Origin of the sequence: Micromonospora sp. CA-244673, assembly GCF_050948395.1 — a bacterium.
In the GTDB taxonomy this organism is placed as follows: Bacteria; Actinomycetota; Actinomycetes; order Mycobacteriales; family Micromonosporaceae; genus Micromonospora.
In genome coordinates this window covers 1,911,046-1,933,040 of record NZ_CP192019.1, presented here as the reverse complement: position 1 = coordinate 1,933,040, position 21,995 = coordinate 1,911,046, and the positions used below count along the sequence as shown (strand labels likewise).

Sequence of the window (21,995 nt, the reverse complement as noted above, 5' to 3'; positions counted from 1 at the left end):
CGGGCGTGTCTGCCGGCGTCACCCGACCGTTCATCTTTGTCGACATCGACGGCGTGCTCATCCCACTTCGAGCCCGGCCGATCGGCACGGATCGCCCTTCGATCGGCGACGCCAAGAATGCTCTCGACGACTCCGGCAATCCGCTGCTGGAGCGGCTCGATCCCGCCGACGGCCGGCGTCTGCTCGCCCTGTCGGGCGAACTGGTCTGGGCGAGCACGTGGATGGCGGAGGCGAACGAGGTCGTCGCACCCCGGCTCGGCCTACCCGTTCTGCCATTCGTGGACTGGCGGAACGAGGACGAGGAACCGCGGCACGGCGTGCACTGGAAGACCGCGCCCCTGACCCGGTGGGCGGCGGGACGGCCGTTCGTCTGGCTCGACGACGAGACCACCGACGCCGACCGGCGATGGGTCGCCGCGCACCACCCGCAGCCGGCGCTGCTGCACCGGGTCGATCCAGACCTCGGCCTGACCGGCACCGACCTCGCGGCGGTACGCCAGTGGCTCGGACAGCGAGGCCCAGCCGCCTGATCAGGTCCATCCGCATCCGCATCCGGATTCGGGGGGCAGGTCGAGTGTGGTCAGGAGCGGTCGGAAAGCACCGCGCCCACCGCCCGTTTCGCGAGCGCGTACATCGTGGGGTTGGTCTCCCGGTAGTAGGTCAGCGCACTGATGAAGGTCAGCGCCCAGCCCTTGCCGCGCGCCCAGGTGGCGTCATCGAAGCCCGCCGTCTCGCGGAAGACATCGCGCGAGTCGGAGTCGAGGAGCGTCCACGCCGCCATCGCGTCGCAGGCCGGGTCGCCGACGCCCGCCGCGCCGAAGTCGATCACACCGCGGAGGCGGCCGCCCCTGACCAGGACGTTGCCGGCGAGCAGGTCACCGTGGGTCCACACGGGCGGGCCGTCCCAGGCCGGCGCGGCCAGCGCGTCCTCCCAGATGGCCAGGACTGCGTCGGTGTCGACCATGCCGCGGGCGGCCTCGGTCCATTCCCGCAGGTATTCGTCACGGCCGCTCAGCGGACCGCTGCGGTATCCGGTACGGGCGCCGGCGGTGTCCGCCCGCCGCAGGCCGGCCACCAGCTCGCCGAGGTCGGCGGCGAAGCCCCGCGGATCGGTGTTGCCCCCGGTCGGGTGTTCGCCGTCGAGCCAGCGGTGGACCGCCCAGGGCCACGGGTACCCGTCGGCCGGCCGGCCGACGGCGCACGGCTGCGGCACCGCCACCGGCAGGTGCTTCGCGAGGACCGGCAGCCACTCGTGTTCGAACTCGACCTGTTTGACGGCACTCGCGATGCGCGGCAGCCGGACCGTGAGCTCGTCGCCGAGCCGGTAGATGGCGTTGTCCGTGCCACCGGAGGGCACCGGCGTGACCGGCCGGTCCGCCCACCTCGGGAACTGCCCGGCGATCAGCCGCCGGACCAGGGCGGCGTCCGTGCGTACCTCGTCACTGTGCATCTGGCCGCCGGACAATGCATGCCCTCCCCCGATCGCTGGTGCCCGTGGAGGCTAGCCGGGCCCGTCGTCGCTGTCCCCCGAGTTTCCGCGGTGCCGTCGCGGTAGGTTGCACAGTCATGGCCACGACCGCCGACGTCCGCCACGACCTCGCCCGCCTCGCCGATCCGCGCCGGGCGGAGGCATCGGGCCGGTTCCTCCAGATGACCCCGGGAGGGTACGGCGAGGGCGACCGGACCATCGGCGTCCCGGTGCCGGAGCAGCGCAAGGTGGCCGCCCGGTACTGGCGCGACCTCTCCCTGGCCGCAACGGCGGAACTGCTGGCCGGTGGCGTGCACGAGGAGAGGCTGACGTCGCTGTTCATCCTGGTGCGGAAGTTCGCCAAGGGAGACGAGGAGGAACGGGGCCGGATCTTCCGCCTCGTCCTCGCGAACACGGGCCGCATCAACAACTGGGACCTGGTGGACTCGTCCGCTCCGTACATCGTCGGCCCTTGGTTGATCGACAAGGACCGGAGCGTGCTGGACCGGTTGGCCGCATCGAGCCTGGTGTGGGACCGGCGCATCGCCGTCATGGCGACCTTCGCCTTCATCAAGGCCGGCGACTTCCAGTGGACCTTCCGTCTCAGCGAACGGCTCCTGGACGATCCGCACGATCTCGTCCAGAAGGCGGTGGGGTGGATGCTGCGCGAGGTGGGCAACCGTGACCGGGCGGCGGAGGAGGAGTTCCTGGCCCGGCGGTACCGGGCCATGCCGCGGGTCATGTTGCGGTACGCGATCGAGAAGTTCGAACCGCAACGACGTCGGGAGTACCTGTCCGGCGCGGTCTGAGCACCGCCCCTACGTCCGGCGCCAGGTCGGCAGCCAGACCTCCGTGTCCGGTGCGTCCGCCCGCCGGGAATCGAGGTGAGCGCGGAGTTCGGTGAGCGCGGGATGCGGGTTGTCGTCGCGCCAGATCAGTGAGATCGGGTATACCGGTGCGGGGCCCCGCACCGGTATGCGCCGCAGGTCGTAGCTGTCCGGCCACAGATACCGCGTGCGTTCTCCGGCCAACGTCGCCAGTTCCGCGGAGTCCGCGATTTCGGCCAGCAGTGCCTCGTTCCCGAAGACCGGCCCGACCCGGTCGATGGTGAGGCCGAACGCGGCGGCGAGTTCGTCGTAGTAGCTGGCCCATTCGGTGCCGGCGGCCATGCCGGGCATCCAGATGCGGTGCCCGGCGAGTTGCGCGGGGGTGACGGCGCGGGCGTTGGCGAGCGCATGGCGTGGCCCGACGAGGACCTCGTGGTGCTCGTCGATCACGCGGGCGGTCCTGATCGCGGCCGGCAGGTGGCGCGCGGGAATGGTGACGGCGTGGAAGGTGGCGTCGACCGTCCCCGCCTCGACGGCGGCGGTCGCGGCGTGCACGTCGGCGTCGAGGGTCACGACGTCCAGCTCGATCCGCGGATGCGCCCGGTGGAAGTCCTGCAGGAGCACCGCCGGCGCGGTCCGCCGGCTGTGGACGTCGACGCGGAGGGCGCGCCGGCCGGGACGCACGGACGCGTCGGCGCGCTCGGCCACCCGGAGGAGTTCCCGGGCGTGGGGCAGGAATGCCTGGCCGTCCACCGTGAGCCGCACCCCCCGGGCCGTACGGGTGAACAGGCGTACATCCAGGTCTCTCTCCAACGCGGCGACCCGCTTGGAGACACCCTGCTGGGTGATCGACAGCGCGGCGGCCGCCACCTGGAACTGGCCGGCGTCGGCGGCGGCGACGAAGGTGCGCACGGCGTCGAGATCCACTCACCGACCCTAGCCGCACAACGAACCGTTGTGGCTCGCCGCCCGCTCGGTTGTTTGATCCCGCCTACCCGGCCCTGCTTCGATCACGGCGGTCAGCGGCACGTGTCCGGGACGGAAGGTGCAGAACTTGGTGGTCAGACGGTCCCTCGGCCGGCAGTTCGGATGGCTCTGGGCGGCCTACGCCGTGAGCGCCTACGGCTCCGCGCTGGGTTTCGGTGCGATGCCGCTGATCGCCCTGCTGGTGTTGCACGCCGGCCCCGCTCAGGTGTCCGCGCTGTCCGCGGTGGGGCCGGCGATCGGCGCCCTGATCGCGGTGCCGCTCGGGCCCTGGGTGGAGTTCCGCCGCAAGCGTCCCGTGATGATCGCGATGGACCTGGCCCGCTTCGCGGTCATCATGACGATTCCGATCGCCTACGCCCTCGGCCGGCTCAGTTTCGTCCAGTTGCTGATCGTCTCGGCCGTGGTCGCCGCCGCCAGGATCACCTTCCAGGCGGCCAGCGGCGCCTACCTGAAGGCCCTCGTCCGGCCGGACGACCTGCTCGTGGCGAACGCGAGGTTCGAGTCGACGACGTGGAGCGCCATCGCGGTCGGGCCGCCGCTGGGCGGCGCGGCCGTCGGCCTCTTCGGGCCGGTGACCACCGTGGTGGCCGACGGGCTCAGCTACCTGCTGTCCGCGCTGGGCATCACGGCCGTCCGCGGCCGGGAGGAGCACCCGCAGCGAGCCGACCGGCAGCCGCTCCGGGCCGGCGAGTTGCTCGACGGCTGGCGCCACCTCCTGACCCACCCCGGCCTGCGAGCGCTCTACCTCAACCAACTGCTCGTCGGCGGCCTGATCATGGCCACCGAGCCGCTGCTGGCCGTGCTCCTGCTCGGCCGACTCGGATTCCCGCCCTGGCAGTACGGCCTCGCCTTCGCCGCCCCCTGCGTCGGCGGGCTCATCGGCTCACGCCTCGCCCGCCGTGTCGTGGCCCGCTACGGCCAGCACCGGATCCTCCGGACGGTGGGCACGCTGCGCGCGGTCTGGCTGATCGGCCTCGCCTTCGTTCAACCCGGCATCGCCGGCCTCGCGACGGTGATCGCCGTCGAACTCGCGATCATCATCAGCATGAGCCTGTACAACCCGGTGCTCGCCACCTATCGGCTCGAACACACGCCCACGGACCGCATCGCGCGCACCCTGTCGGCCTGGTCGATCAGCAGCAGCGCCACGATCGCCATCCTCAGCGCGCTCGGCGGGCTGCTCGCCGGCGCGACCAGCCCCCGCACGGCCATCGCGATCGCCGGGCTGCTGATCCTCGCCAGCCCGCTGCTGCTACCGCGCCGCCAGGATCACCCGGTCGTACCCGCCCGGAAGCGGGCACCGGCCCACCCCGGATCGCCGGCAGGTCTCCTGCCCGGGTCCGGCTCCCCCGGCGCCCTCACGCCAGGAGCGTCTCCCGCATCGTCGCGCCCGGATTGATTCCGTGGACGACCCGGGGACCGTTCGGGTCGTACACGTCGAGGGTGTTGTTACGGCGCATCAGCTCGCGAACCGCCGGTGGCAGCCGGGGCGGGTCGTCCATGGCCGCGAGGACCTGCCCGGCGGTCGAGATCAGTCGAGCGGCCAGGGCGGCGGCGTCGGTGTCCACCCGCACCCGGCCGTACTCCCAGCCGGCGATGGTGAGGTCGAGCAGCTCGAACACGCGGGTCACGACCGGGGCCGGGTCGGTCACCCGGTCGAGCCGGGACGCCCCGCCGCCGAGCACCGCGACGGCGGCGGGCACCTGCGCGTACGGGTGGAAGCCGCACGGCAGCGCGAACAGCGGCCACCGCAACCCCCGGCCGGCCTCCTTCCACAACGGCCGGTAGTTCCGGCGGTGCACCAGGAGCCGCCGGCCCGTCCGGCGGTGTATGTCCTGGGCCTGGGCCAGCAGGTCCGCGTGGGCCTCGTCGGCGACCTCGCTCACGATCCGGGCCGCCACCACCAGGCCGTCGTCGCCGCTCAGCATCCGGGTGACGGCGTCGACCTGTTCGGGGAACCGGATCTGCGCGCGGGCGCCGTACCGGTGCCGGACCTCCCGCAGCAGCGTCTGCTGCCGCTCCGGATCGAGCTGGACCCGCCTGCCACCCAGCAACCGCTGGAGCCAACCCATTTCGCCTCGTTTCAGCAGAGCCGTCCCGGACCGCGGCAATGCTAGTGCGTCGGACCACCCTCGTATGGTGATGGGGTGGCTGACAGATCCCTGACCTTGATGGCGGTGCACGCCCACCCTGACGACGAGGCGACGAGCACCGGCGGCATCCTCGCCCGATATGCGGCGGAGGGGGTCACGACGGTGCTCGTGACCTGCACGGACGGGGGGTGCGGCGACGGCCCCGGCGGGATCAAGCCGGGCGACCCGGGGCACGACCCGGAGGCCGTGGCGGCGATGCGCCGCGCCGAGCTGGAGGCCAGTTGCGAGGCGTTGAAGGTCACGCACCTGGAGACGCTCGGCTATGCCGACTCCGGGATGATGGGTTGGGCGACCAACGACCTGCCCGGCGCGTTCTGGAACACGCCGGTGACGGAGGCGGCCGACCGGCTGGCCGAGTTGATCCGGCGCTACCGGCCCGACGTCGTCGTCACCTACGACGAGAACGGCTTCTACGGCCACCCGGACCACATCCAGGCGCACCGCATCACCATGGCCGCCGTCGAGCGGACGGGCATCCCCGCGAAGGTCTACTGGACCACGGTGCCGCGCAGCGCCTTCCAGGAGTTCGGTCGCGTCATGAAGGAGATCGGCGTCGAGTTCCCCGAGCCGGACGAGCCGTCGGAGGAGATGCCGCAGCTCGGCCTGCCCGACGACGAGATCACCACCTGGGTGGACACGAGCGCCTACGGCGCGCAGAAGTTTGAATCGTTGGCCGCGCACGCCAGCCAGGCCGAGAACATTTTCTTCCTCCAGCTGGGGCAGGACCGGTTCACCGAGCTGATGGGCGTGGAAACCTTCGTCCGGGTCCACGACACCACCGGTGCGCCGACGCGCGAGGACGACCTGTTCGCCGGGCTGCGCTGAGCACGACGGGGGTCGGGGGCACTCGTAGACTCCGAGGGTGCAGAGCAGTCAAGGGCAGGTGCTGGCGGGCATCCTGGACGCGGCGGAGGACGCCTCGCCGGTGGACGCGGTCGAGGCGGTCACCCGGGAGCTCGGTGCGGCGCTCGCCGCGCGTACCGTCTCGTTCCTGATCGCCGATCTCGGCGGCCGGGCCCTGGTTCGGCTGGCTCACGTGCCGTTCGATGACGCGGGCGGGGCCCGGCGCAACGGTGAAGAGGTCGCCACCGTGCTGCCGTTCGACGGCGGCCCCGCCGAGCAGGCGCTGCGCAGCCAGACGGCGCAGGTCATCGCGCAGCCCGGCGGCTGGACGGTGTTGGCGCCGGTGACGGACCGCGGCGAGGCGATCGGCCTGCTGGAGATGGTGTTGCCCGAGGAGCCGACCGCCCAGATCCTGGCGGAGATCTCGCGCACGGCGCACGCGTTGGCGTTCGTGGTGATCGCGAACCGCCGGCACACCGACCTGTTCGAGTGGGGGCAGCGCACGACCCCGTTCACCCTGTCCGCGGAGATCCAGCGCCGCCTGCTGCCGGCCTCGTTCACGTGTGAGGCCAGCGCATTCACCCTGTCCGGCTGGCTGGAGCCCGCCGCCAGCATCGGCGGGGACACCTTCGACTACAGCCTGGGCCGCGACGTGCTGCACTTCAGCGTCACCGACGCCATGGGCCACGGGGTGGCCAGCGCGCTGACGGCCACCCTCGGCGTGGGCAGCCTGCGCAACACCCGCCGGCGCGGGGCCGGTCTGGTGCAGCAGGCCGACGCCGCGAACGCCGCCGTGGCCGAACACGCCGGCGTGCGCGGCAGCTATGTCACCGCGGTGCTCGGCCGCCTCGACCTGCGCACCGGTACGTGCGCGTTGCTCAACGCCGGGCACGTGCCGCCGCTGCTGGTACGCGGCGGGGACGCGCAGCCGCTGCGGCTGCCGCGCAACTTCCCGCTGGGCATGTTCGCCGAGGCCGACTACCACCACGACGAGGTCGACCTGCAACCCGGCGACCGCCTGGTACTGGTCACCGACGGTATGCGCGAGCGCGCCGCCGCCAGCCTGGACCTGCTGGCCATGTTGCGGTCGATCGCCGATCTGCACCCGCGGGAGGCTGTCCGGGCGTTGGCCGACGCCGTGCTCGAGGTGGCCGGGCCGCGCCTGCCCGACGACGCGACCCTGCTGATTCTCGACTGGTACGGCGGGCACCGGCGAGGCCGGCGTACCACTGCCGGCGCCGACCCGCGGCGGGCCAGCGCGCCCCCGCCGGACTGACTACCCGCCGGCCGCACCGTCCACGGACCGCAGGTCGGCTTCCGCCGCCTGCACGCTGTCATAGATGTCGATCACCCGATCCACCGACGTGATGCGCAGGACGCCGCGCACGGCGGGCCGCACCGCGGCCAGACGCAGCCGGCCACCCACATCCCGCAGCGACTTGAACGTCACCACCAGCGCGCCCAGCGCGCTGGAGTCGATGAAGCCCACCCCAGCCATGTCGAGCACCACCTGCCGGTCACCGGCGTCGACCAGCTGCTGCAGCCCCTCGCGCAGCTGCGGGGCGGTCGCCATGTCGAGCTCGCCGCGCACCTCGACCACGGTGCAACCCCGGCCCGGACGGACCGACATCAGCAGATCCACAACAGCCTCCCAGCGCGGACGATCCGCACCCAGCCTAAGCGCCCGCGGGCGGGATCACCGCAGGACGGGATCACCCGGAGGCGGCGCCGCCCGCGTGACCCGGTCTCCGCCCGCCGGGTGGGGTTCGCTCCCCGCACAGCGGGCCGCCAACTGTGGACACGTGGCCCATGCCTGTGCGTCCGAGACGGCGTTACGCTTCGTCACGACGCGGGTAGCGCCCTGGCCGGTGTCTGGAGGCGAGCCATGGTACGCAGAGGTCTGGCTGTGCTGCTGGGTGCGGCGTTGGGGCTCGGAGGGCTGGCCGCCGGGGGTGCGTCGCCGGCCCGGGCGCTGCCCACCCCGAGCGGATACGCGATCACCGGCGTCGACGTGTCCTACTTCCAGGGACCATCGCTCGACTGGGCCGCGATGGCCCGGGGCGGGGCGAAGTTCGCCTACATCCGGGTCAGCGAGCAGGACGGCCGGGTGGTGCCGCACAACAATCCTGATCCCTTCTACGCGACCAACGATGCCGGCGCCCGCGCCAACGGCCTGTACACCGGGGCGTACCACCGGGCCCGCCCCGACCTGAGCAGCGGCAAGCAGCAGGCGGACGTCCTGCTCGGCTTCGCCCCCTACGTCGCCGATGGTCGCAGCCTCCCGCCGATGCTGGACATCGAGTGGCCCCGGGGCGACTGGGGTCTGAACGACTGCTACAACATGACGCCCGCACAACTGGTGGCCTGGGTCCGGGACTTCGTCACCGAGATCGCGGTGCGCACCGGTCGGCAGGCCATGATCTACACCAACACCAACTGGTGGAATCCCTGCACGGCCAGCAGCCAGAGCTTCGCGGCCAACCCGCTGTTCATCGCCAACTATTCACAGAACCCGCCGCCGCTACCGGCCGGCTGGTCGTCCTTCACCATCTGGCAGCACGCCGCGGGCGCCGCCATCCCCGGCTCCGACTACTCCTCGCCCGACCTGGACGTCTTCAAGGGCGACCACGCCGCGCTGGCCCGGCTGCTCGGCGGTCCCGCGACAAGCCTGCTGGCGACCGTCAACAACCGTTACGTGACTGCGGAGAACGCCGGCGCCTCGGCACTGATCGCCAGCCAGACCACGATCGGTCCGGCGCAGCAGTTCGACCAGATCGACGCGGGAGGCGGCTTCGTGGCGTTCCGCTCCCGCGCCAACGGCCGGTACGTCACCGCGGAGAACGCCGGCGCCGCACCACTGATCGCCAACCGCACAGCGGTCGGAGCCTGGGAGAAGTTCCGCCTCACCACCAACGCCGACGGCACGGTCAGCCTGCTCGCCAACGCGAACAACCGGTACGTCACCGCGGACCAGGCCGGCGCCCAGCCGCTGATCGCCAACCGGACCGCCATCGGCGCCTGGGAGAAGTTCCGCGCCGTCCCGCCGCCGGCCCTCGTCAGCCTGCTGGCCGGCGTGAACCTCCGCTACGTCACGGCGGGCAGCAGCGGCGCCTCGGCCCTGATCGCCAACCAGAGCACGGCCGGTGCGGCGCAGCAGTTCGACCAGATCGACGCGGGAGGCGGCTTCGTGGCGTTCCGCTCCCGCGCCAACGGCCGGTACGTCACCGCGGAGAACGCCGGCGGTTCACCGCTGATCGCCAACCGCACAGCGGTCGGAGCCTGGGAGAAGTTCCGCCTCACCACCAACGCCGACGGCACGGTCAGCCTGCTCGCCAACGCGAACAACCGGTACGTCACCGCGGACCAGGCCGGCGCCCAGCCCCTGGTCGCGAGTCGGACCGCCATCGGCAACTGGGAGAAGTTCATCCGGATCACCAGCTGATCGGGGCCCGAGCCCGCGATCATTCCTCGCCGGTGGGACGCAGCCCCGCGACCAGGAGTCCGACCAGGTGGCGCGCGTCGTAGCGCGGGTCGCGGCCCGCGCCGATGCAGAGATTGCCGACGCCGCGCATCAGTTCGTAGGCGTGCACCTCGGGACGGACCTCGCCCGCCGCAGCGGCGGCCTCGAGCAGCCGGGCGCACACCGGGACGAGGCGGTCGAGGAAGTAGGCGTGCAGGGACTGGAAGGCCGCGTCGTCGGACTGCAGCGCCTCGGCCAGCCCGTGCTTGGTGACCAGGAAGTCGACGAACAGGCCGATCCATCGGGCCAGGGCGGCGTGCGGGCTGGCGCTGCTCGCCAGCAGGGCCGGACCCGCCTCGGCGCAGGCCTCGACCTGGTGCCGGTAGACAGCGACGACAAGATCGGCCCGCGTCGGGAAGTGGCGGTAGATCGTGCCGACGCCGACACCCGCCCTGGCGGCGATGTCGCGTACCGGCACGTCGACGCCGGAGACGAGGAAGGCCGCGGCGGCAGCGTCGAGCAGGGTCTGCTCGTTGCGCCGGGCGTCGGCACGCTTGCGCGGGGCGGACTCCCCCGCCGCGCTGTCGAAGTGGGCCACGTGCAGTTGCCTCCGACGGTGTCCGCCCCGGCGACCGGATCGGACCTGCCCGTCATCGTCTTCTCGCACGGCTTCGGCTGGTCGATGGACGGCTACGCCCCGCTGGTCGACTTCTGGGCCGCCCACGGCTTCGTGGTGGTGCAGCCCACACACCTCGACTCAAGGACGCTGGGCGTCACGCCCGACGATCCCCGGTACCCGGAGATCTGGCGTCTCCGCGTGGCGGACCTCCGGCACGTCCTCGACGAACTCGATCTCATCGAGGCCGCCGTACCCGGTCTGCGGGGACGCCTCGATCGGAGCCGCGCCGCCGTGGCCGGACACTCCTGGGGTGGCCAGACGGCGAGCATGCTGCTGGGCGCCCGGGTCCTCGGCGCCGACGGCGTCCCCGGCGAGGACGTGTCCGACCCGCGGGTCAAGGCCGGTGTGCTGCTGGCGACGACCGGCACGGGCGGAGCCGACCTGAGCCCGTTCGCCGCCGAGCACTTCCCCTTCATGAGCCCGAGCTTCTCGGACATGACCACGCCGGCCCTGGTGATCGCCGGCGACCGGGACGACTCGCCGCTGTCCGTCCGGGGGCCGGACTGGTTCACCGACCCGTACCACCTGAGCCCCGGCCCCAAGAGCCTGCTCACCCTGTTCGGAGCGGAACACTCCCTCGGCGGGATCGCCGGCTACACGGTCACGGAGACGACCGACGAGAGCCCCGAACGCGTCGCCCTGATCCAGCGGCTCACGTCGGCCTACCTGCGCAGCGCGCTCTACCCCACCGACGCCGGTTGGGCCACGGCGAGCGCCGGAGAGATGGGCCGCATCGAATCGAAGTAGGACAAGCCCTCCGCGCCCCTCATCGGACCGGACGCCGGTGAGGGGCGCGGACCGGGACCTGCCACCAGCTCACCGGAGCGCGGCGATTCTCGAACCGGTCGTGACTGGCAGCGTCCTCTCAGGAGAGACTGAGGTCTGATCGTCGAACGGGGGCGCAATGACCGAGACCGGCATTCCTCACGGCCGCAGCACCTCCACCCTCGGCGCGGCCACTGTCGCTGCCCTGCGCCGCTGCCTCGGGACGCGGGCCCGCTGGTGTCTACTCGCGATCACCCTGCTGCTCGGGCTGCTGGCCGCCGTCGGGCTCGCGCTGGCCGGGCCGCCCAGTGACCGCACCTTCGCCAAGCTCTCCGATCTGGTGCAGAGCCTGATGTCCGTCATCGTGCCGGCGTTCGGCATCCTGCTCGCCGGCGACCTGAGACGGAGGGCGGGGATCACTCGCCTCATGCCCACCCTGCTGGCCGCGGTGCTGTTCGCCGCCGCCGTCGGTCTGTTCGGCTTCCTGGTGTGCGTCGCGGCCCTCGCGATGACCACGTCGACCGCGCCGCAGCCGTGGCGGCACGTCGGCACCATCGCGGCGGGCAGCATTCTGGTCCAGGTGGTCGCCCAGCTCGTGGGCACCGGACTCGGCCTGCTGATGCGGCGCCCCGCCCTCGCGTTCGCCGCCAGCATCGTCCTGCCGCTCGGCCTGTGGATCGTGCTGGGTGCCGTCGAGGTCCTCAATCCGGCCCAGGCCCTGACCCCGTATTCCACCGTCCGGCACCTGCTCTCCGGCCAGATGAGCGCACTGAACTGGGTCCAGTGGCTCGCCGTTCTGCTCATCTGGGGTGTGGGTTTGAACGCCCTCGGCGCGGCGCGGCTCCGGCGCGACGGCCGTCCCGCCCCGGCACCCGGGCGAGCAGAGCCCGTCGCTGAGCCGGTGGCCGGTGACCACCAGGGTCAGAGGTAGCCGCGTCTCCTGGCGTCGTCGCACGCGACCCGCTCGGGTTCGCGGCCGGCCCGAGCCCGCCGAGGCGGGTGGCGCTCAGCTCACTGGCGCGTACCACCGGGCGCCGGTCACCCGGATCCGCGTGGACTGCTTGCGGTTCCACACCGGCCGCATGCCGTGCGTGCGGAGCACCGGAAACACGACGTCGTCCAGCAGCCGCTCCAGGTCCGCCTGGTAGCGGGCCTGCTGCTCGGCCTCGGGCAGGGCGGCATAGGCCACCTCGTCGAAGTCCGCCGGCGGATAGGCGCCGTAGCCGAGATAGACCTCGCCGTCGTCGCTCGCGAGCAGCGACTCCGTGTCCTGCTCGTGGTACCAGAGGTAGCCGTGCCAGTGCCGGGAGCCGTCCCGCTCGTCGTGGATCTCGGCGGCCGCGCAGGTGCCACAGCAGCTGAAGTTCTCCCTGGCCAACACCCCGAGCTCGTTGAGCTCGGCGAAGGCGCGGGTGAGGTTGCTCCGCACCTCACCCCACTGCCGCTGCTGCTCCCGCCGAGCATCCAGCGCCGCCTCGTAGGCCGCCCGGAGTTCCTCGTCGGAGGCGCCGTGACGCTCCTCCTCCGCGTCGAAGAACTCCACGAACTCGCCGGCGTCGTCCTCGCCTCGCACGACCCAGTCCCAGATCTCGCGCTCGATCTCCGCACGGCCCGGCTCCGCGATCCGCTCGGTCAGGAACCTGACGCCCTCAGGGCGGTCGTTGTATCTCCATGCCGTCACGGCGACGATCCTTACAGGAGCCTGTGACAGCCTGAGCCGGACCAGGACGGGCCGGCTCCGGGCCCCGCCGTCACCGACCGTCCCGATGCGCCTCCTCGTGGGGCGGACCAGGAAGATCCCCCAGGGTCGCAGCGAGGTAGGCGTTCCGGCGCGCGACGAGGCGTCGCAGGTACGGCCGCAGGACGAGGCTGGCCACGAGGCGGCCGAGGGCCCCCATCGGCGCGGTGAAGTCGATGACGTCGCGCATGACCGTCGCCGAGGAGTCAGCCGGGTCCGGCGTGAACCGGTGCTCGTGCCGCCACCGGCCGAACGGGCCGCTGATCTGCTCGTCGGTGAAGCCGTGCGGCCGCCGGTGGTCGGTGATCCGGACGGTCATCCGCCAGCGAAGGCCGAAGTGCCGGGCTTCCCACGTGACGGCCTCACCGGCCGTCAACCGGCCGGTCGTCACGCCGCCGACCGCCCGCTCGCCGCTGGCCCCCATGGACTCGGTGTGCGTGTCGACGTCGAGGCAGGCGTCGAAGACGGTCTCCGGAGCGGCCGGGACCTCCGTGGTCAGCTCGATGCGCGGCATCCGGTCACCTCGGTTCGTCAGGGGTTCACCCGGGTAGCCGGGCTGTCGCCCGGCAGGCCCGACATGTTGGCCTCGACCGGCGGCAACGGAGTGGTGCCGAGGATCCTGCCGTCCGCGGCGTACGCGGTGAAGGTGGCCGGCTGGTCCGGCGGTATCCGGGTGGTGCCGGCGTTCGACGGATCGAGGGTGACCGTAGCAGGGGGTCGGCCGCCGGCCGTGACCGTGACGCGAGCCGCGTCCGGCGGGGCGATCACCCGCACCTGGTCCGTCGGCGTGCGCGTGGTGTCGTCGGCCCGGATCCGCCAGCCGATCGGCCGCTGGCCGGCGCCCTCGGCCGGCAGCAGCAGCCGCAGGTCGACCCACCACCCGGTGCGCTCGTCGCCGTGCATGGCGTACGCGATGACTCCGCCGCCGGTGGGCTGCACGGTGAGCAGCGCGGCGGCCAGGCCGTGCTCGCTGCCCGACCACCGCACCCGCACCGTCGTCCCGGCAGCGCGGAGGCGACTGTGCTGGAGTGCCGATTCGATGAAGGTACGCAGGGTGGCGTCGTCCGGCGGCGTACCCCGGGTGCCCCGTCGGGCGGCGGCGAGCAGGGCGTCCATCTCCGGCCCGGTCGGGTCGACCGTGGGCCCGTACGGGCCGCCACCCAGGCCGCCCTCGTAGAGCACGTGGTCGTCGCGGCTGACCCGCACGACGGGTTCGTGCTGGAGCGGCGTGGCGGGCAGGACGGCGAACCCGGCTCCGCTGCCGTCCGCCCTGGCGAGATTTTCGTACTCCAGGGTTCCCCCCGGCGTGTACCGGGGGTCGCCGCTGATCGTCACGCTCGCGTCGGCCGGCCCGAGGACGACGGCGAATCCGCCCAGGTCGGAGTCGGTCCGCATCAGGGTCACCACCGGGCTGTCGTCACGCTCGCTGTGACCGGCGTAGTGCATCTGGTCGGCGCCGGCCCCGGCCGGACCCACGTACCAGACCAGCGCCTCCCTGGTCAGTAGGCCGAACCGCAGCGGCACCGCGACCAGCGCGACCCGGTGGCCCGGCCGGTCACTGCCGTAGAGCAGGCGGATCCGGTCGCGGTCGCCCACTCTCCAGGCGCCGTCCGGGTTCCAGCCACCACCCGACGGAGTGTCGGTGCCGATCCGCGCCCGCAGCCCGTCCAGCCAGTCCTGGTCGCCGGCCAGCGTGCCCCGGGGCGGTGCGTCGAGCAGCGCTGCCGGGGCGGCGGCGACCGCGATGCCGGGCGCCCAGCCGGGCAGCGGCACCACGTTCGTCTGGACTCCGACGAGCGCGGCCACGACCGCGGCGGCCGCCGCCGTCCGGACCAGCCGGGTACGCCGGTGCCGTCGCTCCCGCCGGGCGAACCCCGGCCACGGGTCCTCAGGCGCGTCGACGCCCTGCGCGGCCTGCCGCAGCGCGGGGCTGAGCGCCGCGTTCACGAAGCTCCCGGTCATGCCGATTCCTCCTGAAGCCGTAGCGAAGACTGAGGGGCGGTCGGGCTGAGCTCGCCCCGCAGCCGGGCCAACCCGCGCGACGCCTGGCTCTTCACGGAGCCGACGGAGCAGCCGAGGATCCGGGCGGTGTCCGCCTCGCTGAGATCCTCGAAGTAGCGCAGCACCAGAACGGCCTGTGTCCGGGGCGGCAACCGACGCAGCGCGGCGAGGAGCAGCTGCCGCTGCTCCACCTGCGCGTACGCGTCCGGGCCTGGCGCGCTGTCGGAGGTCAGCAGCGGCACCTCCAGCGGCCGCTGCCGGCGCCGCCAGGAGATCGCCGTGTTGACCATCGCCCGGCGTACGTAGACCTCGGGCGCGTCCTTGCGCAGGATCCGCTCCCAGCGCCGATGGGTCTTCTCCAACGCCGACTGCGTCAGGTCCTCGGCCGTCCCCCGGTCGCCGGTCAGCAGGTAGGCCGTCCGGAGCAACGGTCCCCACTGCCGCTGTACGAACAGCCGGAACTGTTCGTCCTCGTGCCGTCTCACGCCACCTCCAGGTCGCGTCCGCCTCGCGTTCACGTGCGGATGCAGGGTGAGACGCGATCTGTGGCGTCCGAGGTTGAGTGGAACCAGACCACCAGCGCCTCAAGTAATTCTCAAATCCAGCTCGGCCGATCCTTCGATGCGACGGGCGTACCTACGCTCGACGCACCTGGCTCTCTCACGGTCCTCCCCGAGCCCGTCACGGCGGTAATCACCGCCGCGCGCGGGCCGACCCTGCGCGAGCTCGGCACGACCGTCGCGGATGGATCGGCTCGACCCGCAGCCGGGCCGACCACCACGCGGCGCAAGCAGAAGGAGGGGAGAATGGGACCCGTACAACGACGCATTGCGCTTCTCGCGCTGCCCACCCTGGTGGGAAGCGTCCTCATGGCGACCGGGCCCGCGGGTGCGGACCCCGCCGGGTCGGCAGCGGCAGGCTCAGAACGATCCCGCCTCGAGGTTCCGGAGGCCGCACGCCTCGTCCATGTCAAGCTGACCGGCGCCGACATGCTGGACAAGGTGGTCGCCGCCGGCTTCGACCTCGAGCACGGTCTGAAGCGCGTGCCGACGGGCATCGAGGGCGAGGCGGTGGCGACCGCCGAGCAGGTCGCCGAGCTCGAGGCGCTGGGCGTCGAGATCCTCGGCGACGGTGAGGGCTTCGCCTGGAGCGAGGAGGCCGACGGCGGCCTCCAGGCCCTCCGCACGGCGGCCGTCCAGCCGCTCGCGCACCAGGAGACGGTCCGGATCGCCCGCGCCGACTGGTTCACGACGAAGGGCCAGGGCTTCCTGTACGTCGAGGCGCGGACCACCGAGGGTGCGCAGACGACCCCGATCGTCTCGATGCAGCTCGAGAACGACTCGGGCCCGGGCACCTCGTTCGGCTCCGCCCGGACGATGAGCCGGTTCGTCGATTCCGGGCAGTACATGTTCCACCGGAACCTGTTCAAGCTCGACACCCGCCCGAGCCAGATCCGGGTCACGAGCTCGACGGGTGGCGTCGCCACCGGCAACGTCTCCAACTGGCTCGAGGACGCCGCGCCGCCGCTGACGGCGAACCCCGCCTACAAGTGGGACTTCGTCGACGGCTACCGGCACCCGCAGCAGCTCTTCAGCCGCGCCGAGGAGATCGCCCGCCAGTACCCGGACATCGCCGAGATCGTCTACCTGCCGAACAAGACGAACGGCTACCAGCGGAAGGCGCAGGCCACAATCGGCGGCACCGGGCAGAGCGCGGTCGTCGTCAGCTCGGCCGCCTGGGGCCACGAGGGCGGCAACGACATCACCGTCGAGTTCGTGGACCGGCCGGGGGCGAACCTCCCGCTCGCGGTCGAGGTTGCGGGCAAGGCGATCCGCGTCCTCCTCGCGAAGGACGCCTCCGGCGCGCCGTCGAGCACGGCCGCGCAGGTGGCGGCGGCACTGGAGAGCCAGTCCCAGGGCCTGATCGACCGGGCGCACCCGTACCGGACCAACGCGGGCACCGGCGTCGTCGCGGCGACCGCCGGCCCGGTCGCGCTGACCGACTTCCTCGACCAGAAGCGCGTCGGCGCCCCGGAGGGCGAGGTGCCGCGCGGCCCGGCCACGATCCCCGTCCTGCGGATCAGCAAGCACCGCGACGGCCGGAACCCGGGTGTGCTGATCCAGGCGCAGGACCACGCCCGCGAATGGGTGCCCGCGACGACCAGCCTGGAGTCGGCCGAGCGCCTCGTGCACAACTACAAGTCCGACCGGGAGACCAAGAAGATCGTCGACAACACCGACATCTTCTTCATCCTGTCCAACAACCCCGACGGGGCGAACTACAGCTTCTACAACTTCGCCTCGCAGCGGCGGAACATGACGAACCACTGCCCGGACGACAACGCCGATCCGGCACGGCGCAACTCCTGGGGCGTCGACCTGAACCGGAACTACCGGGTGGGGTCGGCTCACGACGGCTACTCGGGCGGGTCGTTCAGCTGCGTCAGCGACACGTACCAGGGCCCGGAGAAGTTGTCCGAGCCGGAGTCGAAGAACATCATCTGGCTGGTCGAGAAGTACCGGAACATCAAGTTCATGATGTCCGTGCACTCCAACGGCGGCCAGCTGTTCTGGCAGCCGGGCGCCTACATCGCGGACGGTCGGATCACCACCCCGCGGCCCCCGCTGGGTGACGAGGCCTTCTACTGGCAGTCGGCCGCCCGGATCCTGACGCAGGTGAAGGCGCACCGGCAGACCGTCGTGACGCCGGAGAACGTGGGCGGCTCGTCGGACGTCCTCTACTCCTCCGCGGGCAACGTGCGCGAGGACCTCTACTACACCTACGGGATCTACGCCTTCGGCTGGGAGGTCGGCGGCTCGGTCTACAACCCGGCCACCGGCAACTGGCAGGGCGGTTCGTTCCAGCCGGCGTGGGTGGGCGACCCGGACCTCGTCAGCGGCCACTCCGAGACGATGGAGTACGCCAACGGCATCATGGAGATGTTCCGGATCGCGGCGGACTGGGGCAAGGACCACCAGAAGCCGACGTCCCAGCTCGTTCCCGGCGGCGGGAAGTACTCCGGGCCCGTCGACGTGCGCTTCGAGACGAGCGAGCCGGCCACCATCTACTACACGACGGACGGCAGCCGGCCCACCCTCGAGTCCCCGCGCTACGCGGCGACCGAGTTCCGTGAGCCGGGGCAGGTGTTCCACGTGACCGAGACGACCACGTTCCACTGGTTCTCGGTCGACAGCGCCGGCAACATCGAGCAGAACTACGACCCGTCCAAGAACGACAAGCGCAACAACTACCGTACGGCGACGATCACGGTCGCCCAGTAGTCGGGCACCTCGGCGCCCTCTGGTGACCATCGCCTCGTCAGCGGCCCTCGCTGGCGAGGCGATGGTCGTCGCCTGGCCGTGAACCGGTGCGGGCTGTCGTACGGAATCGGCTTCGGATGAGCCTCCCCTGATCGTGGCTTCCACCGGACCTGCGTGCGGAACGTTTCAGGCACCGCACAGTCGGGGCAGATATTCGTGACCGACCATGACGATCAGGGAGGCGAAGAGCATGGCCAAGGGCGACATCGACACCTACCCGCAGGACGGCCAGTGGAAGAACCGTCCGGAGGGCAACCAGCGCGCGAGCAGCGTGCACGACACCAAGGCGGAGGCCGAGGCCGCCGGCCGCGAGATGGCCAAGCAGCGGGACGCCGAGCACGTCATCAAGAAGCAGGACGGCACCATCGGTGAGAAGAACACCTACCCCCGCAGCCGCGACCCCCGAGAGATCCCCGGCTGAGCCGTGAGCGCGTAGCAAGGACCGTCTCCCGATGGAGGCAACAGCGCGGAAGCCCGTTACCGGCCCAACCGGAACGGGCTTCCGGCCTGTACAGCCATGAGCCGCAGCCCGCGCCCGCCCGCACTTCCTGGACCAGCCGTCATGCAGGTGGTGGGGCTGGGCACGGCTTCACCACCTGGTACATGGCGTGGTCCTGCCATCGGCCGGCGATGTTGAGGTATTCCGGCGCCATGCCGTACCACACGAACCCGTTGCGTTCCAGCACCCGCTGCGATCTGGCGTTGTGCAGCAGGGTCTCTGCCTGCACCCGATGCAGCCCCAATTCCTCGAACGCCACCCGCACGATCTCACGCACCGCCCTGGTCGCGAAACCTTGGCCATTGTGGCTGGCGCTCACCCAGTAGCCCATGGCGCATGACTGGAACGGCCCGCGCACTATGCCGCTGAGCGTGATGCGGCCGATCACGCGACCGGAGTCGTCGACGATGACGTGGGGCAGCTTCGATCCCTGTTCGTGCTGCTGGAGATCGGCTTCGATGACGGCGTGCTGGCCGTCTGCCGTGAAGTAGTCCTCGCTCCGGATCGGCTCCCACGGCGCGAGGAACTCACGGTTGACGCGGAGCAACTCGGCCAGGGCCGGCGCGTCCTCCGGGGCGACGAGTCGGGTGATCTTCACTCGCCCATCGTTCCAGGCGGGCAGGTCGCCCTCCGCGCCAGGCTGGGCCCCTCAGCCGGCGCCGTCGAGGTAGGCCAGCACGGCCAGCACCCGGCGGTTGTCGTCGTCGGAGACGCTGAGGTCGAGCTTGGTGAAGATGCTGGCGGTGTGCTTGCCGACGGCGCTCTCGCTGAGGAAGAGCCGCTGGCCGATCGCCGCGTTGGAACGGCCCTCGGCCATCAGCGCCAGGACCTCCTTCTCGCGCGGCGTGAGCCGGTCGACCGCCCGCCCGGACGCCGTCGTCGGGGCGCCGGCCAGCAGCTTCGCCACGACGTCCGGGTCCATCGCCGTGCCGCCGCCGGCGACCCGACGAATGGCGTCGACGAACTGGTCCGCGTTGAAGACCCGGTCCTTGAGCAGGTAGCCGATCCCGCCGGTGCCGTCGGCGAGCAGTTCGCGCGCGTACAGCCGCTCGACGTGCTGGGAGAGCACGAGCACCGGCAGGCCGGGGATCTCGCGCCGGGCGGCCAGCGCGGCCTGGAGGCCCTCGTCGGTCTGGGTCGGCGGCAGCCGTACGTCGACGACCGCGACGTCCGGCCGGTGCTCCAGGAGGGCCTTCAACAGGTCGGGACCGTTGTCCACGGCGGCGACCACGTCGAAGTCGTGCGCCTCCAGCAGCCGGATGAGCCCCTCCCTCAGGAGGTAGAGGTCCTCGGCGAGGACGACGCGCACGGTACCTCCAAGGTCACGACGGTCGGGCCGCCCGAAGGACTCTCCACCCGGACAGTACCGTCGAAGACCGCGAGCCGATGCCGCAGGCCCCGCAGGCCGCTACCCAGGGCCGGGTCGGCGCCGCCCCGCCCGTCGTCCTCGGCCCGGACGTAGAGGGCCCGGCCGTCGTGCTCGATCCGTACCTCGACCCGCCGTGCCCCGGAGTGCTTGGCCGCGTTGGTGAGCACCTCGCTGACTGCGAAGTAGACGGCGGCCTCGATCGGCGCCGGGACCCGGCCGGTCAGGTCGACCGTCACCGTGGTCGGCACCGGCATCTCCAGGGCCAGCGCCCGGACCCCGTCGCCCAGCCCGCGCTCCTGGAGGACGGGCGGGTGCACACCGCGTACGAGGTCGCGCAGCTCGGCGAGCGCCTCCGCCGAGGTCTTCCGCGCCTCCGCGATGAGCTTGCGGGCGGCCGCCGGGTCCTTGTCGATGAGCGACTCGATGTGGCCGAGCGCCATGCCGACCGCCACCAGCCGAGCCTGGGCGCCGTCGTGCAGGTCCCGCTCGATACGGCGCAGCTCGGCCGCCTGGGCCTCGTTGGCGTCGTCGCGGCTCTCGGTCAGCTGCCGCACCCGCAGGTCGAGCCGGGCTTTCTCGGTCGGCCGCAGCAGCCAGCCCGTCCACCGGCCGTGCAGGCGCAGCGCGGTCGGGGCGGACACGAGGCCGAAGACCATGAGCGCGACGCCGAGCACGAGGGCCAGCCAGGGCCGGCCGGCCAGGGCCAACGGGCCGTCGACGGCGTCGTCGCCGACCAACAGCCGCACCGCGGGGATCACCTGGCCCAGGAAGCCGACACCGACCGCGCCGACCGAGGCGCCCACGATCGCGCCGCCGACGATCGGGTCGAGCAGCAGGAAGAGGAAGTCGCGCCAGGTGGCCGGGTCGCGCCAGGACCGGTCGATCCGCAGGTTGTAGCGGGCCCACTGCGGGGTCTTGTAGAGGTGCTTGTTCACCTCGTAGAGCCCGTCCGGCCGCCGCGGAGGCAGCTGCGGCTCCGGCCGGTAGGGCTCGTCGACCGTCACCCCGGACCAGTCGCGCGCCAGCCGTCGGCGCAGGTTGGTGAGCCACCGGGTGTGCTCGGCGAACGGCGACAGGAAGATGACCAGGCCCACCGCGAAGAGCGCGAGGACCAGCAGGGCCAGGGCGGCGTAGATCGCCGACCCGATGGTGAACCCGGCCAGAGTGGCCAGCCGGAGGAGGTCGTAGAGGCACCGCCCGTACCAGCCTCTGATCGCGCCCACGCAGGCCGGCTTCGGGCCGAGCACCTGACCCGTCCAGCGGTCGTGCGCCCGCACGGCGCCCGGCGCGGCGGCGAACCCGACCACGGCTGCGACAGCGCCTACCGGGATCGCCCACCAGCCGAGCGCTCCGGGCCGGACGGCGGCGAGCGCGCCGCCGCCGGCGATCAACGCCACCGGGCCGAAGCCGAGCACCGTGCCGACCATCGGGTTGGCGAACATCCAGCCGAGGTCGCGCCAGGTTGCCGGGTCGCCGGTGACCCACTCGACGTAGCGGATCGCGCGCGGCCAGTGCGGGTGCTGGTAGAGCTGGCGGGCGTGCAGGTAGCGGCCGTCCGGCTCGGGCTCGGGTGGAGGCGGCTTCGGGGTGTACGGGGCGGGCACGCCGCCCGCGACCCGGCGGGCGAGCGCCGTCACCGGGCGCATCTGGACGAACGGCCACGGGACGAGGAAGAACAGCCCGAGACCGAAGCCCGGAACGAGCAGCGCGAGGTGGACGACCAGGAGCATGGCCGACGCGATCGCCAGCCCGCCGCGTACGAGGGCGCTCCCCGTCGCGGCCATCCCCCGTGTCATCCACGTCATGGGCACAGTCTGGCCTGCCCGGCTCGCCGGCCGCACTGGGTCCAGGGCCCGTTTCGAGGGGTGGGGCCAGCCACACCCCCT

Annotated in this window: 22 protein-coding genes; 10 read left to right on the top strand and 12 right to left on the bottom strand. The window is 72.1% G+C overall.

All coding sequences use genetic code 11. The annotated features are described in order from the left end of the window. Window positions 1-5 precede the first annotated feature (5 nt). Window positions 6-530, top strand: a complete 525-nt coding sequence (locus ACQP12_RS09240) for an HAD domain-containing protein (protein WP_433286621.1) — start codon at window positions 6-8, stop codon at window positions 528-530. A 50-nt stretch (window positions 531-580) separates the two neighbouring features. Here ACQP12_RS09240 and ACQP12_RS09235 read toward each other — a convergent pair whose 3' ends face one another. Continuing rightward, window positions 581-1,450 (bottom strand): aminoglycoside phosphotransferase family protein, encoded by an 870-nt coding sequence (locus ACQP12_RS09235; protein WP_433286619.1) that lies wholly within the window; start codon window positions 1,448-1,450, stop codon window positions 581-583. A gap of 116 nt (window positions 1,451-1,566) precedes the next feature. On the opposite strand from ACQP12_RS09235, the gene ACQP12_RS09230 reads away from it, so the two are divergent. Then, entirely contained in the window at window positions 1,567-2,277 is a 711-nt protein-coding gene (locus ACQP12_RS09230; RefSeq protein WP_433286617.1) for a DNA alkylation repair protein, read from the top strand. A gap of 9 nt (window positions 2,278-2,286) precedes the next feature. On the opposite strand, the gene ACQP12_RS09225 is transcribed toward ACQP12_RS09230, so the two are convergent. Continuing rightward, complete coding sequence (locus ACQP12_RS09225; RefSeq protein WP_433286615.1) at window positions 2,287-3,222, bottom strand: LysR family transcriptional regulator; 936 nt, start codon at window positions 3,220-3,222, stop codon at window positions 2,287-2,289. A 130-nt stretch (window positions 3,223-3,352) separates the two neighbouring features. Between ACQP12_RS09225 and ACQP12_RS09220 the strand changes: the two genes are divergently transcribed. After that, complete coding sequence (locus ACQP12_RS09220; RefSeq protein WP_433289195.1) at window positions 3,353-4,681, top strand: MFS transporter; 1,329 nt, start codon at window positions 3,353-3,355, stop codon at window positions 4,679-4,681. Here ACQP12_RS09220 and ACQP12_RS09215 read toward each other — a convergent pair. Next, a complete protein-coding gene (locus tag ACQP12_RS09215; RefSeq protein WP_433286613.1) occupies window positions 4,641-5,354 on the bottom strand; it encodes a hypothetical protein in 714 nt (237 codons plus the stop codon). The genes ACQP12_RS09220 and ACQP12_RS09215 overlap by 41 nt on opposite strands. A 75-nt stretch (window positions 5,355-5,429) precedes the next feature. Here ACQP12_RS09215 and ACQP12_RS09210 point away from each other — a divergent pair, with 75 nt between their 5' ends. Together ACQP12_RS09210 and ACQP12_RS09205 are read left to right on the top strand one after the other, a co-directional pair. Then, a complete protein-coding gene (locus ACQP12_RS09210) occupies window positions 5,430-6,260 on the top strand; it encodes a PIG-L family deacetylase (RefSeq protein ID WP_433286611.1) in 831 nt (276 codons plus the stop codon). A gap of 37 nt (window positions 6,261-6,297) precedes the next feature. Then, window positions 6,298-7,554, top strand: a complete 1,257-nt coding sequence (locus ACQP12_RS09205; protein ID WP_433286609.1) for a PP2C family protein-serine/threonine phosphatase — start codon at window positions 6,298-6,300, stop codon at window positions 7,552-7,554. Here ACQP12_RS09205 and ACQP12_RS09200 read toward each other — a convergent pair whose 3' ends face one another. Next, complete coding sequence (locus ACQP12_RS09200; RefSeq protein WP_433286607.1) at window positions 7,555-7,878, bottom strand: STAS domain-containing protein; 324 nt, start codon at window positions 7,876-7,878, stop codon at window positions 7,555-7,557. A 285-nt stretch (window positions 7,879-8,163) separates the two neighbouring features. Here ACQP12_RS09200 and ACQP12_RS09195 point away from each other — a divergent pair, with 285 nt between their 5' ends. Beyond that, complete coding sequence (locus ACQP12_RS09195) at window positions 8,164-9,720, top strand: GH25 family lysozyme (RefSeq protein ID WP_433286605.1); 1,557 nt, start codon at window positions 8,164-8,166, stop codon at window positions 9,718-9,720. 19 nt (window positions 9,721-9,739) lie between these two features. On the opposite strand, the gene ACQP12_RS09190 is transcribed toward ACQP12_RS09195, so the two are convergent. Next, window positions 9,740-10,336, bottom strand: a complete 597-nt coding sequence (locus ACQP12_RS09190) for a TetR/AcrR family transcriptional regulator (RefSeq protein ID WP_433286603.1) — start codon at window positions 10,334-10,336, stop codon at window positions 9,740-9,742. On the opposite strand from ACQP12_RS09190, the gene ACQP12_RS09185 reads away from it, so the two are divergent. Beyond that, window positions 10,328-11,164, top strand: coding sequence for an alpha/beta hydrolase family protein (locus tag ACQP12_RS09185; protein WP_433286601.1), 837 nt, complete (start codon window positions 10,328-10,330; stop codon window positions 11,162-11,164). The two genes, ACQP12_RS09190 and ACQP12_RS09185, sit on opposite strands and share 9 nt — an antisense overlap. Window positions 11,165-11,321: 157 nt before the next feature. Continuing rightward, window positions 11,322-12,113: a hypothetical protein gene (locus ACQP12_RS09180; protein ID WP_433286599.1), complete on the top strand. Its 792-nt coding sequence runs from the start codon at window positions 11,322-11,324 to the stop codon at window positions 12,111-12,113. Window positions 12,114-12,188: 75 nt separating this feature from the next. Here ACQP12_RS09180 and ACQP12_RS09175 read toward each other — a convergent pair whose 3' ends face one another. The 4 genes from ACQP12_RS09175 to ACQP12_RS09160 form a co-directional block, all read right to left on the bottom strand. Beyond that, a complete protein-coding gene (locus tag ACQP12_RS09175) occupies window positions 12,189-12,863 on the bottom strand; it encodes a DUF6891 domain-containing protein (protein ID WP_433286597.1) in 675 nt (224 codons plus the stop codon). 70 nt (window positions 12,864-12,933) lie between these two features. After that, window positions 12,934-13,434, bottom strand: coding sequence for an SRPBCC family protein (locus ACQP12_RS09170; RefSeq protein ID WP_433286595.1), 501 nt, complete (start codon window positions 13,432-13,434; stop codon window positions 12,934-12,936). Window positions 13,435-13,451: 17 nt separating this feature from the next. Continuing rightward, on the bottom strand, window positions 13,452-14,882 hold the full coding sequence (locus ACQP12_RS09165; RefSeq protein ID WP_433286593.1) for a hypothetical protein: 1,431 nt from the start codon (window positions 14,880-14,882) through the stop codon (window positions 13,452-13,454). Beyond that, a complete protein-coding gene (locus tag ACQP12_RS09160; RefSeq protein ID WP_433286590.1) occupies window positions 14,879-15,406 on the bottom strand; it encodes a SigE family RNA polymerase sigma factor in 528 nt (175 codons plus the stop codon). The genes ACQP12_RS09165 and ACQP12_RS09160 overlap by 4 nt, the downstream gene beginning before the upstream one ends. Window positions 15,407-15,910: 504 nt before the next feature. Between ACQP12_RS09160 and ACQP12_RS09155 the strand changes: the two genes are divergently transcribed. Next, a complete protein-coding gene (locus ACQP12_RS09155) occupies window positions 15,911-18,202 on the top strand; it encodes a M14 family metallopeptidase (protein WP_433286588.1) in 2,292 nt (763 codons plus the stop codon). A 205-nt stretch (window positions 18,203-18,407) separates the two neighbouring features. Next, a complete protein-coding gene (locus tag ACQP12_RS09150) occupies window positions 18,408-18,662 on the top strand; it encodes a DUF2188 domain-containing protein (protein ID WP_357942545.1) in 255 nt (84 codons plus the stop codon). Between the two features lie 139 nt (window positions 18,663-18,801). Here the strand turns inward: ACQP12_RS09150 and ACQP12_RS09145 are convergent, their stop codons facing one another. Genes ACQP12_RS09145 through ACQP12_RS09135 form a run of 3 tightly spaced genes read right to left on the bottom strand, consistent with a single transcriptional unit; the run spans window position 18,802 to window position 21,914 of the window. Further along, window positions 18,802-19,338 (bottom strand): GNAT family N-acetyltransferase, encoded by a 537-nt coding sequence (locus ACQP12_RS09145; RefSeq protein ID WP_433286585.1) that lies wholly within the window; start codon window positions 19,336-19,338, stop codon window positions 18,802-18,804. 51 nt (window positions 19,339-19,389) lie between these two features. Then, the gene (locus ACQP12_RS09140; RefSeq protein ID WP_357942541.1) at window positions 19,390-20,049 is read right to left on the bottom strand and encodes a response regulator transcription factor; all 660 of its coding nucleotides are present in this window, start codon (window positions 20,047-20,049) and stop codon (window positions 19,390-19,392) included. After that, window positions 20,013-21,914: a sensor domain-containing protein gene (locus tag ACQP12_RS09135; RefSeq protein ID WP_433286583.1), complete on the bottom strand. Its 1,902-nt coding sequence runs from the start codon at window positions 21,912-21,914 to the stop codon at window positions 20,013-20,015. Before ACQP12_RS09135 ends, ACQP12_RS09140 begins: the two co-directional genes overlap by 37 nt. Between the last annotated feature and the right edge of the window lie 81 nt (window positions 21,915-21,995).